General features: G+C 57.9%; 11 protein-coding genes and 1 tRNA gene. 6 read left to right on the forward strand and 6 right to left on the reverse strand.

Annotated elements, in window-relative coordinates:
- Nucleotide 1: 1 nt before the first annotated feature.
- Nucleotides 2–3,829 (reverse strand): Eco57I restriction-modification methylase domain-containing protein, encoded by a 3,828-nt coding sequence (locus ACOZ4I_RS06480; protein WP_424004174.1) that lies wholly within the window; start codon nt 3,827–3,829, stop codon nt 2–4.
- Between the two features lie 1,076 nt (nt 3,830–4,905).
- Here ACOZ4I_RS06480 and ACOZ4I_RS06485 point away from each other — a divergent pair.
- Both ACOZ4I_RS06485 and ACOZ4I_RS06490 read left to right on the forward strand, forming a co-directional pair.
- Nucleotides 4,906–5,475 (forward strand): hypothetical protein, encoded by a 570-nt coding sequence (locus tag ACOZ4I_RS06485; RefSeq protein ID WP_424004176.1) that lies wholly within the window; start codon nt 4,906–4,908, stop codon nt 5,473–5,475.
- A gap of 604 nt (nt 5,476–6,079) precedes the next feature.
- Entirely contained in the window at nt 6,080–6,739 is a 660-nt protein-coding gene (locus ACOZ4I_RS06490) for a hypothetical protein (protein ID WP_424004178.1), read from the forward strand.
- A 75-nt stretch (nt 6,740–6,814) separates the two neighbouring features.
- Here ACOZ4I_RS06490 and ACOZ4I_RS06495 read toward each other — a convergent pair whose 3' ends face one another.
- The 5 genes from ACOZ4I_RS06495 to ACOZ4I_RS06515 form a co-directional block, all read right to left on the reverse strand.
- The gene (locus ACOZ4I_RS06495) at nt 6,815–7,078 is read right to left on the reverse strand and encodes a hypothetical protein (RefSeq protein ID WP_424004180.1); all 264 of its coding nucleotides are present in this window, start codon (nt 7,076–7,078) and stop codon (nt 6,815–6,817) included.
- Between the two features lie 5 nt (nt 7,079–7,083).
- Nucleotides 7,084–8,181 carry a tyrosine-type recombinase/integrase gene (locus ACOZ4I_RS06500; RefSeq protein WP_424004182.1) on the reverse strand — a complete coding sequence of 366 codons (1,098 nt, stop codon included), beginning with the start codon at nt 8,179–8,181 and terminating at the stop codon, nt 7,084–7,086.
- 152 nt (nt 8,182–8,333) lie between these two features.
- Nucleotides 8,334–8,404 (reverse strand) — tRNA-Gly (locus ACOZ4I_RS06505).
- A gap of 145 nt (nt 8,405–8,549) precedes the next feature.
- Nucleotides 8,550–9,230 (reverse strand): class I SAM-dependent methyltransferase, encoded by a 681-nt coding sequence (locus ACOZ4I_RS06510; protein WP_424004184.1) that lies wholly within the window; start codon nt 9,228–9,230, stop codon nt 8,550–8,552.
- Nucleotides 9,231–9,240: 10 nt separating this feature from the next.
- Nucleotides 9,241–10,281, reverse strand: a complete 1,041-nt coding sequence (locus tag ACOZ4I_RS06515) for a tyrosine--tRNA ligase (RefSeq protein ID WP_424004186.1) — start codon at nt 10,279–10,281, stop codon at nt 9,241–9,243.
- A 224-nt stretch (nt 10,282–10,505) separates the two neighbouring features.
- Here ACOZ4I_RS06515 and ACOZ4I_RS06520 point away from each other — a divergent pair, with 224 nt between their 5' ends.
- From ACOZ4I_RS06520 to ACOZ4I_RS06535, 4 genes are all read left to right on the forward strand, one after another.
- Entirely contained in the window at nt 10,506–10,982 is a 477-nt protein-coding gene (locus ACOZ4I_RS06520) for an Lrp/AsnC family transcriptional regulator (protein WP_424004188.1), read from the forward strand.
- 538 nt (nt 10,983–11,520) lie between these two features.
- A complete protein-coding gene (locus tag ACOZ4I_RS06525; protein WP_424004190.1) occupies nt 11,521–11,946 on the forward strand; it encodes a DUF7344 domain-containing protein in 426 nt (141 codons plus the stop codon).
- A gap of 103 nt (nt 11,947–12,049) precedes the next feature.
- Nucleotides 12,050–14,278 (forward strand): AAA domain-containing protein, encoded by a 2,229-nt coding sequence (locus ACOZ4I_RS06530; protein ID WP_424004192.1) that lies wholly within the window; start codon nt 12,050–12,052, stop codon nt 14,276–14,278.
- Between the two features lie 42 nt (nt 14,279–14,320).
- Complete coding sequence (locus ACOZ4I_RS06535; RefSeq protein ID WP_424004194.1) at nt 14,321–14,758, forward strand: hypothetical protein; 438 nt, start codon at nt 14,321–14,323, stop codon at nt 14,756–14,758.
- Nucleotides 14,759–14,789 lie beyond the last annotated feature (31 nt).

Here is a 14,789-nt window from a genome sequence, read left to right on the forward strand (position 1 = left end):
ATCAAGCCGCGAGGTTGTCGTATTTCTCCAGTACCATTTCGAAGTATTCGTCGTCCATTAGCCGGGGATTCTGCACTTGGTGGAAGTCATCCAGAACGAACGCGGTCTGCTCCCGACCGAGACCGTAGGCGTGGAACGCGGCGGCGTCGAGTTCAGCCTGTACTTCCCGGCGTTCGGCCATGTCAGTCGCTGGTTCAATCCCACCGAGACGACTTCTCATTTCCTCGAACTCGTCGCCATAGCAGTTGAGGCGTGCCGCACGCTTCCAGATGAAGTCGAACCACTCGTCACCAGCCGTCAGGCGCGGAACCTGCGATTCGGTAAACTTGTACATCACGATGTGGGTGTCCACCTTGGTCTTCATCAGGAAGTCGAACGGAATACTGTTGATTAGCCCAAGCGCCGCAAACAGTTCTTGGTCGCTGAAAATCCGTTCGTAGGAACTGTGAAGTGGGAATTCTTTAAGGTCGTCCTCGTCGGGCGCTATGTCGAACGGGCGGAGCGTATGAAGAGTGTTCGTACAGACGATTCCGGTGGGAATCACTCCTGCGAGAATAGTCCGTTCGTTTGTGGCGCTCGTCACGTCACGAATAGTGATACGGTACTCCGAACAGTCAAGGAGTACATCTTCTTCCGTCAGTGGTTCGCCTCTTCGTTCCTCCAATAGTTCATTTACGAACCCAACCTGCGAACCCGTTCCATTGAACTCGTCGTAGATAGCCCGCTTGAGTTTGCGCAAGTTCTTCTCTCGAACGCGGTACTTAGCGCTGTCCTCGGGGGGCTCTTCTACGCTCCAGAACTCCGGTCCTTCAATACCGAAGTAAGTCGAATCATGAACGAACTGGTAGATGTTCTTTCCCCCAAGGACGGGATACTCTCCCCTTTCTTCAGATTCGATAAAGCGGTCAGCGTCATTCGTTCTGTCAAGTTCACGATACGGGTCTGCGTACCACTCTTCATTTGATTGTTCTCCGATAGACGGGTTCTGAATTATTGCTCGTAGAACTTCGCTCTCAGACTCGGATTTAAGCAGTGGGAACACGCGAGCTTCTGGTGAGTACTGTTCCAGAACTTCACGGGGGGTTCTGAAGGCCTCTTCGTCAAGATTCTGAAGAACATCCGAGTTCCCCTCTCGATAGAGACTCCGAATCTCGTCAGTTCGTCCTCTGTTCTCGAACGTAAGGACAGTGAACTTGTAGCGGCTGTCAATGTTCTCGAAAATCCCGTGATTCATGAAGTGCGCCATCACATCCACGCGAGTTTCATCCAGCAGATTCATCCGGAGGTCCTTGCCCGACGACCCCGTGAAAATTGTTCCCGGAAGAATTTGGGCGGCATACCCGTCGTCCCGCGCTATGTGGAAGACACGCTCCAAGAACAAGGCCGATAAGTCGTTCTCGGTCCCTTCGGTACGTCCGGCGACTGTGGGACGCTGAAGTTCGTAGGCGTCGGCGTTGTTGAAATAGTCTGCCTGAATCTTGATGTTGCGCTTGTACTCTTCCCAACCCTCTTGGATTTCAGGGTCTTCAAGAAGTTCCTCTTGCCGGGCGTCTTTGGCCTCCGGCATGAGTGTTCGGAACTCCCTGTCGTAGCGGACAAAGAAATCGTCCCGGAGTGGCTTGATTCTGTCCCACGGCGGATTCCCAACGACCACGTCGAACCCACCATCTGCGTAAACCTCAGCGAACTCAAGCACCCAATTGAATGGTTCCAGTTCAGCAACCTTCTCTGGCTTGAGGTCGATACCCGCTTCAACGAAGTCGCCGTGAATATCGTCAATCAGTTCCTCACGAGCATTTCGAAGTTTTTCAAACGCCCTCTGGCGGTGCTTTTCGGCGATTTCGCTGTCGAAGGCCTGTTCGTGCTTCTCTATTTCCTCGATAATATCTTGATAGCGGTCCCGGACACTGTCTTCGGTGAAACTCCCCAACGTATATTCGCCGTCGTCGGTTGTCTCGGGGAAGCCCGTGTATCCAATGAGACTGTTCCCCTCTCGGAGATTGAACACGATATTGGGAAGCGCGAGGTCGTCGTCGTCAAGGTCGTCAATCACGTCCTCGTCCAGTTCCGAAATAATGGATAGCCAGAGTCGGAGCTTTCCTATCTCCACCGCTGGCCCCATCAGGTCCACGCCGTAGATATTGTTCAGAACGGTCGTTTTCTTTAGCCGGTACTCCTGTGGATAGTTCTCGTTCTGGGCATACAGGGCTTTCCTGATGTTGACTATCTCTTCAAGAACCGACGTGAGGAAGTGGCCGCTCCCACAGGCAGGGTCAACCACTCGGAATTCGTCTACTTCGGCAAGAAGCGAGCTAATGAGGCCCCAGCTTCCCGGAAGGTCTTCAATCAGCTCGTACACCGAGTCGTACCGTTCGGCTTCTGGCTCCGGCCAGTCCCGCTCTTCGACCAGTACGTTCTGGAACCGGTCTAACAATGCTGGCCGAACGGTCTCCTCGGCACAGAAGCGGGTAATCTCGCTCGGCGTGTAGTACGCTCCAAGTTCCTTGTTCGTATCTGCGTTATCACTGGTTATGTAGTTGACAGTCTTCTCGAAGACGTTTCCGAGAACGCTTGGGTCAAGGTCGGTTGGTGCGCCCCCAGCGGAGAAGCTGTATCGCTCCAGCAGGTCAATGATGGATTCCAGAACGGAGTTTCGAACGTCGAAGTCCTCTTCATCAAAGTCCTCGCCCTCGATGGTCGGACGGAATAGCCCACCATTGAGGTACGGAATGTCTGCGAACAGGTCAACATTCTTGACCTGCGGCGACCGCTTCTCGGGCTTTTCGTTCATCACGTCGTAGAACAGCCGTTGCAGGAACTCCTCGTACAGCGACCCCATGTACGTCCCGTCGTTGTAGGTCTCCTTGACAGTCCGAAGAAGGTCAGGCTGGACGATGGACTTGTCTTCAAGGAACTTGATGAATATGAGCCGATTCATCAGCTCGACGGCGAACAGTCGGGCGTCTTCCTCGGTGGCTCCGTCCGGCTTCAGGACACCGTCGCCAATCAGTGAGCGGGGAGTCGTTTCGTCCTCGTCAACGATACCGAAGACATAGCGAATGTAGTCGTCGTAGAACTCGTCTGTGATTTCTTCTTGCTTTTGCTTGATGACCTGTCGAGCTTCCCCGGCGATGGAAACGAAGTTCTGGTACTCGAATGTCCGTAAGAGCCGAGTGACCTGTTCTCGGTCCGCGTCGAAGACAGCGTCGGTCGGTGGCTTCTGCTTCCCGACTTGGTTCTCGAACAGTGCCAGAAAGACCGGCTGTAGATTCACTTCCTCAATGACGTTGTGCGTGTAGGAGTCGGGGTCGTACCGGACGAAGGCCCACCGAAGCCCGTCGGTAGCGAAGCCGAAGTCGGATTCAAATTCCCGCTGGCTGAGCCAGTCACGGACCTGACCGATTCCGTGTTCCCTGCTGTCCAAGTCCTTGTTGATTGGTTCAGCTTCAACAAGTAGACGGGAAGAGTCGATATTCTCGTGGTCACGGAGCGAGATGGTGTAGTCCGCTACCATTGTTCGGCCACCGGAGAGTCCACCAGCCTCGGTCGCGTATTCGTGGCCGAGAGCGGCGAGAAGCGGCTCGATAACAGCCTGTTGGGTAAACGACTCCGGCTGAAGCCCGTCTGTTGTCATGCCGCTACGGAGCTTGTATGAGCCGGCGTCAGCCCGCAGAATCTTCTCCAGAGTACCGTCGTCAATTTGCTCCCGGAGACTGCCGACGGTTTCATCAATAGCCTCAATTATATCATCTTCAGAATCTTCCGAAACAGCAGTCTCGAAGGCTTGCTCAACAAATTCTGTTGGCGCGGTAGTTGATTCAGATGGCATGATGGAAGGGAATCTATGAGGTTGTCTTGTATCGAATCGGTAAGCCCTGTTAAAAATAAGGGTCTCCACAGCAAAAGACCGACATACGGCGTGAAGTGCCCCATCAGCAATAGGCCACTTCGAAACAAAACGGACCCCAGATATGGCAGAATTCATAGAGTAATTGGGTAAGAAGTATTACTATTCACGGTATAAAAGCGAGACAGGCACTCAATCCAGCCATGCTAATTGCTAACTTGAAAAATCAGCATACGGAAACGGCTTGCTCACGAGACGCCGCAGGAGGTCACCAGAACGGTTTCAGTTAGCTGATGATGTATACCACTTGGAAAAGATTTGGATGGCTCTGAGGGGCTGTGAGAGCGACCACGTCGTAAATGTAGGTAACTCTGACCCAAGCACTGAGGGGTCAGGTCAGATTCAGATGGAAAACGAAGTCTTCCAGCTGTTGTCTGAACTGAGAAGTACCGCTGTGAGAACTATTCAACTGTGGCCGTCTGCAACCACTCTGTCTGATATCAGTGGTCCACTATAGGGTATCCTTGTTTCAGAATAGACTGACAGAGAAGGTCTGTAGAAGGAGTTACCAAGTCAGTTCTCTAATCAGTATCGCTGTGCGGGGGACGTTCATGCAGAACCCCAGCTTCACTGAGTCCCTAATCTCCGAACCCCTAACTCTACCGCTACCAACCCCCCCTATAGTCCCCCCCTTCCTACACCCTTGATTTCAATTCTCCGTTGACTCGCTGTGACATGTCACGGAGATGTGGGAGAGCCAATAATCTGCTTGAACCGTTGGCATTCGTTCTATTGGTCCATCTTCTCGGACTGAATTGATAGCTCATACAGGAGTCTCACCACCGATATTTATAGTAATATTTCAATCACTTCATAGTATGTATTTCTGATACTATGGACATTGAAGGGCCGATTACCGAGACAGATACAGTTAAGACACCTGCCTTACATTGTAATAGAGGGAACAAAGCCCAGAGCGGTGCGGATTCTTGCGCTGTTGACTTCAACAGTTGTTGAGTTACTGCTATCGGCATAGTTGATTCCTCCCGGTGAATGACATGGAATTTGACGAAAACGAACCCGAACCAATTGTCACTCCGGAGACTCCGAATAGTACAAAAATCAACTTCCAAGAGGCCGATAACACATATCGAATGGATGGGAGTGAACGTCAAAAGTACCACTACAAGGTTCTGCGAAATCTTAATCGTGGAACCCATACCCGTCATGGAAATTACTTGTATGGGATGAATACCGACCGAGAATATTTGCGGTTCGCTGACAATCTGGCAATCTATGATTCAGTCGCAGGTCAACTGGATTTGTCGAGAGCGAAAAAGAGGTATGGGAAGAAACTATTCAAAAGAGTATCATATCAGGATAACGGACAGAAGAATTTCAAGGAGTTCAGTGCCCCAAACGACCGAGGAATGGGTATTGCCTTGACAGCGTACTGTGCGTGTTCCTATGTTTGTTGGAAAAGTGGCTGGCAAACTCATCCGAACCAGTCTGACCGTTATCCGCAGTTCATTGAAGTTCAAGAGAGATTAGGTTTCAGCGACAAGAAGCTTCGAAAATGGTATGGGAGGTTTGAACACAAGGTTCAGAAACCAGTGGTTATCCGGTAAGGGGTGGGGGAGGGGGGTATATATATTAACGTCTATTATTAGTAGTAAGGGGAACTGTTAGGGGAAAGCCGATACCGAAGACTGCAAACAGAAAACTGCTCGAAAAGGCCCTGTGAACAGAGAGGACTGAGGTCAGGCAAGGCCCCTAACAGTACTGATTCAGCCCTTCGCGACCCAGACAGGAGGGATTCTGGATAGGGGCGCGTTCACGCCGTATGAGGGATTCAGGGCGGGGAACATCGAATAGGGAACTGGTAACAGCTGGACCCGGTTTCTGCTAAGAGATTCCGATAACAGACCACTGGCAACAGGTGGACCGAAGAGTTGATAACGGGTAGCACTCCGTCCTCAGATTCGGAGCCTGCTATTCTATACTATATATGAAGGTTCGAATCAGAAATATCGGCAAGTGAACGGAGATTAACTGGTTCGGAACCCAGAATGGGTACAAGTTTTTCGTAGAAGAATTGGGATTCGAGACAGTAACGTACTGTTCATGCAGAATCACGGAGTTAACGGCCACCATATTCTATTTTATCCAGAGAAGATTGGTGATAGGTTATATAGTAGGTAGATTCATGTGGGATACTGACAGTCTTCCATTATGCCCCTCTTTGGAAGCACTAACCCAGGTGCTGACGCGTTTCATGAATGCCCAGAATGTGGAAAAGACGAGATATACTCACAGAGTAATGGAATACTGAGCGGAAGTGAGTATCTTTGTAACCATTGTGGGTATGAAGCAGAAAAGAGCGAGGTTAAGAAGTCATTTGACGAGCTTTATTCGGATAATAAAAGGAAGCATGACAAAAAAGTCAATGAGGGGTTAGATAAACTTGGGTTAGATGAAGCAAAAATACCAAAATCAGAGAAAGAAAAATTAGCAGAGATTTCTGACCCAGAACTTAGGCAACAGGTAGTGGATAGACAAGCAGAGGGATGGGAGATTGAGGAGGTAACAGATTCAGGTGAGAGGGTAGTTATGGTTGCTACTGAAGGGGGAACTATAGGCGGTCATGCTCTTACAGGTGTTTTAACCGGAGGATGGACATTCGGGTTAGGAAATGTTGCATACAGTAAACTATCCAAGAAAAAGAATAAGCAGAGAATGGTACTACGGACAGAAGAAGAGTCTACGACTCAAGAAGACGATGTGCGAAACCCAATTGAGATTATTCGAGAATTGGAGGAGCTAAACAAAGAAGGAGTCATAACCGACGCTGAATTTGAAGAAAAGAAGCAAGAGTTGTTAGACGAAGTGTAAATTTAATGTCCTGTCCTCCTCTCCTTGTCTTCGCTGTTCGAAGTGGCGTTCTTGCTGAACAAAAATTTTGACCGCTTAGGATTTGTTCATATTCCGAATGAATACCTTTCGCAGAATCCGCCGAACTTCTGGGTCGTTGATGACGATTCCTTTTTGCAGAATGTTAGCTTCTCTCTCTGTCAGATAGTACTTCTCGTCGGTTTCAGGAACCTTCCAAACTGTCTCTTCAAGCACTTGGTTTTCGATTTGCCGCTGTTTCTCTCGGTTACTCGTGGACTGGTAATCGTCTATGAGTTCGTAGAGCCGGTGCAGGTCAATATCTGGGTTGGTGTCAGTCATGGGTCTCACATCTTGTCCAGAGCGTCTCGGCGCTCTTCTACCGGTGCTTGGTCGTATTTCATCGTTGTTCTCGGGGAGTTGTGCCGAAGTTGAGCCTGTGCCGCGGCTAAGTCTTCAGCCCGAGTCATGTACGTACCGACAGAGTGCCGGATAGTGTACCAGCTCATCTGTCGGTTCTCGTGGGGTATCCCTGCCGATTCACAAAGTCGAATGAGAAGACGCCGTAGCGAATGGGACCCGTAGGGATTACCGTACTTCGTCAACCACAGGGCGTCGGTCTCGGCGTACCGGTCGTATGCCTCTCGCTCTTCCAGCCACCGTTCGAGACAACTGGTCGTCCGGTCGGAAAGGGCGACAGTCCAATTCCCTTCGTTCTTACTGGACTCTTCTTTGGGGATACGCAGGAGTTGGTTCTGTATATCCACCCAGTAGGTCTTCGCGCGCCCAACTTCGATTGGTCGTAACCCCGCGTCCAAGGAGACGCCCACAATGCTCGGGACCTTCCAGCCGTTTGCTCGCCTCCAGTCTTCTTCAGTAATCTCTTCTTTTGACTTCTCGAAGCGCTGTGCGAGATAAGCGTTCCAGCGGTCTTTCTCTTCGGCGTCAACAGACGAGTAGGAAGGAATACTACCCATCTCCAGAGACGCTTCACGGATAGCCTGTCGCTCGTCCCGCGTCAGGAAGTCTTTGGGCGCGTGTTGGTTGACAGAGAACGAGTACTCTGATTCCCAATCGAAGTTCTTGCCACGGTTGGCGTTCCAGAACTTGAATACGCGCTTGAGACATTTCTGGGCAGTGTGGATGTAGCTATCACTATAGTCCTCTTCGTCCATGATTAGGACTTCAAGGTACTCGTCCGCTTCATCCGGCGTGAGACTGATTGTGTACCTCTCGTCCCGGTCCCATTTCCACCGGTAGAATCGGTCAAGATGGTAGGTGACGTTGCGGACGGTCTCGTCAGCGTAGCCTTCTCGCCGCTTTGGGTTTTTCCCGAGACGCGAGAGCCACTGTAGAAGGTTCTCTTTGTATTCCTTGTAGTCAGTCAGCTTGCGCGGGGATAGTCGGTCCTCGACCGGGCCGGTGACGGTTGGAATCCGAGTCATGTTATTTAACTCCTTTGTTGTGAGCTTGACACTGGTCCAAAACCGCCAGACGGCAGTCTTGTGTAACTATTCTGACTTCATAATTCGAATCGGTTTTCATGTCTCTTGGTTACCGATTCCGTCGAAAAACGCCAGACGGCGTAGCCGTCTTATGCGGCGGCCGGGATTTGAACCCGGGCCATGAGCTTGGAAGGCTCAGGTCCTACCACTAGACCACCGCCGCTCATCGCTTCGCTTCTTCGCGGCGTGCCTCGCGATTCCGTCGGAATCGCTCACCACGGCCGCACGCTCACTCGTGCGAAGACGCGGACCCGGTGGGACCGCGTTCCGCCCGAGCGCGAACGTACTCCCCCATAGAGGGAAGGCGATTAAGTGCGTTTCCCTTCCGGCTCGACGACGCCGTAGCAGTTGCCGCTGGAGAGTTCGACCGACACCAGCCGCAGGTCGCTGTCGGCCACGTCGCGCTCGAACTCGCTCGGCGCGTAGACGTGGTAGAACCGCGGGACCGTCTCGCCGCGGGGGAGCGTCCAGTCGACGGTGGTGTCGAAGCCGCTCTCCGCGTCGGCCTCGGCGTCGAAGCGGTCGTGGGCCGTGCTCCAGGCGCTCACGAGCGCGCGGCCGCCCGGAGCGAGCACGCGGGCGAGTTCGTCCAGGCTGGCGCGACGGGCGTCCCGCGAGGGCAGGTGGTGCAGGGTCGCGACGTACACCGCGAGGTCGATGCAGTCGTCGGCGAGGGGCAGTTCGACGGCGTCGCCCTGGACGAGCGCGACCTCGTCGCCGACGCGCTCGGTGGCGGCCGTCAGGAGCGCGCGGCTGGCGTCGAGGCCGACGACGCGGTCCGCTACGTCGGTCAGTAGTTCGGCGTGGCGGCCGTTGCCACAGCCGAGGTCGAGGGCCGTCGTGCACGAGGGGGACTCGTCGACGAACGACTCGACCTCCGGCCAGGCGTACTCGCGGGTCTTCGAGAAGTGCGCGCCGATGTCTTCGTAGGTCCGGCGAACGGCCGCGCGCGAGCGGTCAGAACCGGTATCCGAATCTCGGTCCGGCATCGCTCCGCGGTCACTCCGCGCCGTACTTCTCCGGGTAGGCCTCGGCGAGCAGGTCGCCCTCGTCGGCGAGGCGCTCGCGGACGGGGTCGATGACCTCGGAGATGGCGGCCCCGGCCGAGGGCTTGAGGTCGGCGGGGTGGAGTTCGCCGCTGACGAAGTCCGCCTCGACCTCCTCGTAGGTCTCGTAGGTCAGGTCGCCGCCGTACTCCTCGGGGCGCTCGACGACGAACGACTCGCCGCGCACGTCGAGCACGGGGAACACGAGGTGTTCGAGGTACTCGAGGACGCCGTTGCCCTCGACCTCCCCGGCCGGACAGAACGCCTGGCCGATCTTTTCCTCGACTTCCTCGGGGTCGTCCGTGAGGTTGACCTTCGAGGACTCGTCGGAAGCGCTCATCTTCCCGCCCGAGAGCCCGGAGAGGAGCGGGGCGAACAGGCAGACCGGGGACTCGCCGCCGTGGTCCGGGAGAATCTCGCGCGAGAGCATGTAGATGCCGCGCTGGTCGACGCCGCCGTAGGCGATGTCGGCGTCGAGCGCCTTCACGTCGAGGGTCTGCATCAGCGGGTAGATGAGGCCGCCGAGGTTCGGGCTGTCGGACTCGCGGACGACCTCGCTGGCCGCGCGCTGAGAGCGCGCGATGGTCGTCTCCGCGGCCATCCGGTACATCTCCAGCGTGTACTCCTCGCCGAGCTGGAAGTCCGTGCCACGGACGAACTCGATGTCGTCGGGGTCGGCTCCGGCCGCCTCGATCATCCCCTCGATGGCCGTCTCGTAGTACGCCGAGCGGGCGTCGAGCAGGTCGAAGGGCGACTTGTTGTCGTCGAGGTGGGCGTGCAAGTCGGCGATGAGCACCGTGACCTCCACGCCGGCCCGCAGGAAGTCCGCGAGCTTTCGCATGGTCGTGAAGTGCCCGATGTGCATCTCGCCGGTCGGCGCGTAGCCGATGTACGCCGACGGGTCGCCGTCCTCGAACAGTGCCCGCAGTTCGTCCTCGGTGACGACCTCCTCCGTGTGTCGCGTCACCAGGTCGAGTCGCTCGGCCGTATCCATACCGATGTGTCGCCGGTCCGCCGATTAAAACGTTCCTGTCCCGTGCGACGCCCTCTCTGAGTCGGGCGGTCGCGCCGTCAGTTAGCACTCCCCGGAGGCACGTGGCCTGTTTCGGCGGGGGTGTGGGGGCCGAAAGTTAAGGTGAAACAACATATACTATCAGATATGATCGTGCGGGACCCATGACTCGCGAGTTAGACGACATCGACCGGAGCGTTTTGTACTTGCTGCAACAGGATGCCCGGAACACGACAGCACAGGAAATTGCTGACCGGGTGGGTGTCTCGGCGAGTACCGTCCGCAACCGGATTGACCAATTAGAAGACGATGGCATCATCCGCGGATACCACCCGGAAATAGACTACGAGACGGCGAACCTCCCCCTGCAGTTGTCGTTGATCGTCACCGCGCCACCGACCGAGCGGTCAGCGGTTGCAGAACAGGTTCGCAACATCCAGGGAATCGTCGAAGTCCGCGAAATGCTCACCGGTCGACGGAACCTCCACATCGACGTTGTCGGCACGAGCAAGGCTGAAATCACTAGTATAACGGACAAGATCCACAATACTGGCGTCGAAATCGAAAGCTCAGAGATGATGCGTCGGCGTCACGTCCAGCCGTTCAATCACTTTTTCCTTCAGGGGACGGAACAGATGAGCGGCTCTGAACCGGGTCCAGATGACGGAGAGAGTTCCGAGTGAGTGATAGAGAAACAGATTGCGGATTCCACAGAAAAACTCGGTATTTTTCACTCATCCAACACCGTGCCAGTCCTGATTCCACAGGATAGCCGGATGTAACTGCTGATTCCACAGAACAGTAAGTTATTAGTCAAATTACACTTATCTCATCGGGGCACGTTTCCGTCGGAATGGGGGGACCCACTCGTGGAAGGCATCACCTATCCGGAGCGTCCGTGCGAGCTAGCGATGACTGCGCAGGCACGAGCAGGTGCCGACAGGACTTGTCGGGACCACCCATTTTCACGGAGTGATGGCAAGAAGTCGGTCGACGCTGTCTCTCTTTCCGGCGATGGAGGGCCGAACACGCCGGGGGGCAACTCCCTGAAGGCGGAGTCCGACCACAATCGGTCGTCGGACAGCGTGTGCGATTTCCGACACTGGGTGAGGGGACCATCTGAAACTGCGAGGCGTGCAGGCGGTTCACCGATTCGGGCCTCACCGGACCGGCGTCCCACAGGCACTGGCCAGCAGTCGTCGCCGTCATCCTCACCAAACTATGTCAATTGACACACCAGCGTTTCCGAAGGCCGCTGCTGAAGAGTCGTCCGTAACCGAGGTACTGGACCGCGTACTGGAGGGACACCGACCGCGGTATCTGTTCTACTGCCTCTTGCTCTATCCGAATCCGGTCCGATTGCCGATGATCGCGGATCAGGTCACGGTCTGGGAGCGGGCCCGATCGGACACGTCACTGTCGTTCGATCGGCACCGACTGCGCGTTTACAATGCCCTGTACCACGACTACCTCCCCGCCCTCCGAGAGGTCGAACTCGTCACGTACCAGCAGACGGGTGACAGCGCCGCGCTGGGGTCGGCCGCTACCGGACACACGGAGCGACTGCGCGAGCGTCTCGCGCGTGAACTGCCCGGGCTTCTGGAGGCCGAGGCGGACGCGATAGAGGCATCGAGACGGGACTACTAGTCTCACCGTCGGCCGCTGGCGCGCGGATTTCCCGATAGTCGTCGATCTCCCCGTTACGAACAGGGGTCACACATTTACGGGATAGGGGCAAAGACGGCGATAGATGTCCCTCCTGTTCGACCACGTCATCGGGTCGTTCGACCTCGCCGACGCCGCGCTGTGTGCCGTCTCCGACGACGCCCTCGAAGACCGCGGCGACGCGGTCCCCGTGCGCCCCGTCGCGGAGTTCGCCGGACACCACGACGCCCTCGCCCATCCGACGGAAGACTGGGTGTGCATCCCGCTGCACGAACCCGACTCGGCGCGACCGACGGGGGAGTACGTCGCCTTCACCGACCACTCGCTGCACGGCCAGATATTCGTCTTCGAGCGCGACGGCGAGCGGGACTTCGTCGACGCCGACGCCTTCGGCGCTACGGCGCTCGCCGACCGGATTCGCTTCTGGCACTCCGACTACGTCCCGGAGGCCTACCCGCCCTCCTACGACTCGCCCATCGACGACAGCGAACCGCCGCGTAACCCGGTCCCGCCGGCGGACCTGGTCGACGGCCTGCGCGACCACGTCGAGCGCGAACGCGAGGCGACCCGAGAGACGAACCGCGAGCGGGCCGAACGCCGCAGTCCCGCCGAGGTGTACGCGAGCGGGGGCGACGCGGTCCCGGAACTCACCGCGGCCGGTCGGGACGACGGGCGCTTTCACTTCCGCGTCGACCCGCCCGCCGACGTGGCCGCCGAGTGGCGCGGCGACTGGGCCTTCGTCGTCGAGTCCGAGTTCGGCGTCCACGAGGGGAACGAGGTGCTGGTCCACGCAGTCGACGGCGGGCCGAGCGACGACGGGCCGTTCCCAGTCCCGGCGACGGTCGAGCGCATCCGCGGGCGCAGCGTCTGGCTCGACATGAACTGGGCGCAGGTCGACGGCGCGACGAGTCTCGGGAGCGCGCTGACCGACGGCGACGCCACCTACGGGCTGACGGCGCTGCTGAACCCCGTCCCGTTCGACCGCGAGCGGGAGGCGGTCGAGGCGCTGGCCGACCACCCGCTCAGGGACGTGCTCGCGGGCGAACGTCCCATCACGTTCTCGAACGGGGCGGCCGCCCGGAGCGACCGGTTCGACGCGGAACTGAACCAGGAGCAGCGCCTGGCCGTCGAGCACGCGCTGCTGGCCGACGACCTGTTCTGCGTCCACGGGCCGCCGGGGACCGGCAAGACGCGGACGCTCGTCGAGATCGTCCGGCGGGCCGCACAGGCCGGCGAGGACGTGCTCGTCTGTGCCGACTCGAACCAGGCTGTCGATAACCTCGTCGCCGGGGCCTCGACGCCCGACGCACCTGACCCGCAGTCGCTGCACGCCTACGGCCAGCACGGCGAGGGCGAGTTCGTGCTGGACCGCGTGAACGCGAGCCAGTCGTCCAACGACGCAGTCCGGCGGGCCTATGCCGACGTGCCGGAGCGCGCGGACGTGGTCGCCGTCACGAACAACAGCGCCGCCACGCTCGCGCGGGACTTCGACCTCCTCGTGCTCGACGAGGCCACGCAGTCGACCTGCACGGCGTCGTGCATCCCGCTGGTCCGGGCCGAGCGCGTCGTCCTCGCCGGCGACCACCGACAACTGCCACCCTACAGCGCGAGCGACGGCCCGCCGGAGTCGAGCTACGGCCACTCCCTGTTCGAGCACCTCTACGCCGACGGCGGCGTCTACGAGGGCGTCGGCCTGCAACTCCAGACCCAGTACCGGATGCACCGCGACATCGCGTACTTCCCGAACCGGCGGTTCTACGACCGGACGCTCCGGAACGGGCGGACCGTCGACCCGCTCCCAGACAGGCCGGCGCTCGAAGGGTACAACGTCGGCGGACGCGTCGAGACGGTCGGCCACTCCCGGGCCAACCCGACCGAGGCCCGCCTGGTGACCCACATCGTCTCGGACCTGCTATCGGACGTCCCCGCCGAGGAAATCGGAGTCATCACGCCCTACAGCGCGCAGGTGCAGCGTATCCGCGAGACGCTCGCGGCCCACACCGACGCCGCCGACGGCGTCACCGTCGACACTATCGACTCCTTCCAGGGCGGCGAACGGACGGCCATCGTCCTCTCGCTCGTCCGAAGCAACGCCGACGGAACCGTCGGCTTCCTCGGGCGGCCGGTCGACGGGCCGCGGCGGCTGAACGTCGCGCTCACGCGGGCCAAGCGCTACTGCGCCGTCGTCGCCGACTGGCACACGCTCCGCTACGACGCCGACGGGAAGTGTACGGACCTCTACGACGACTTCTACCAGTTCTTCGCCAACACCGACCGCCTGAGCGACGTCGACCCCGAGTTCATCCCGGTCTGACGGCGGCGACGGGTCCAAATACGTCCGCCCCAACTGTCTCACATGTACACCGGGAAGACGGAGAAGGCCTGCTGTCTCTGCGGAAATCCCGACGTTCGGACGCGCCTCGACCTCCCGCCACGGGCCGTCCCGCTGCTGAAGCACGCGGAGGCCATCGCCTGGCGGGACATCGTCGGCGAGGTGTCCATCTACTTCTGTGACTCGGACTGGCGGACCGTCCGCGACCTCATCCTCGAGACCGGGATGAGCCCGCTGTCGCGCTGTAACGTGGCTCGCGCGTCGTTCGACCTCCGCGAGGACTTCGAGGCGCTGCTGAACGCCGTTCGCGACGAGCCGGACCACACCGACCTCGAACGAGAGATGCTCGCCGACGCGGAGGCGGCGCTCGCAAACCGCGACGACCCCTACGTCGAGGAGCGTGACCTCGTCGAGGCCCGCGTGATCCAGTGGGTCTTCGAGGACACGGACCCGGACCGATAATCCCACGAGGGCAGTCGGACCGCTCCGTATC

Source organism: Haloarcula salina, from assembly GCF_049603855.1.
Classification (GTDB): domain Archaea; phylum Halobacteriota; class Halobacteria; order Halobacteriales; family Haloarculaceae; genus Haloarcula; species Haloarcula salina_A.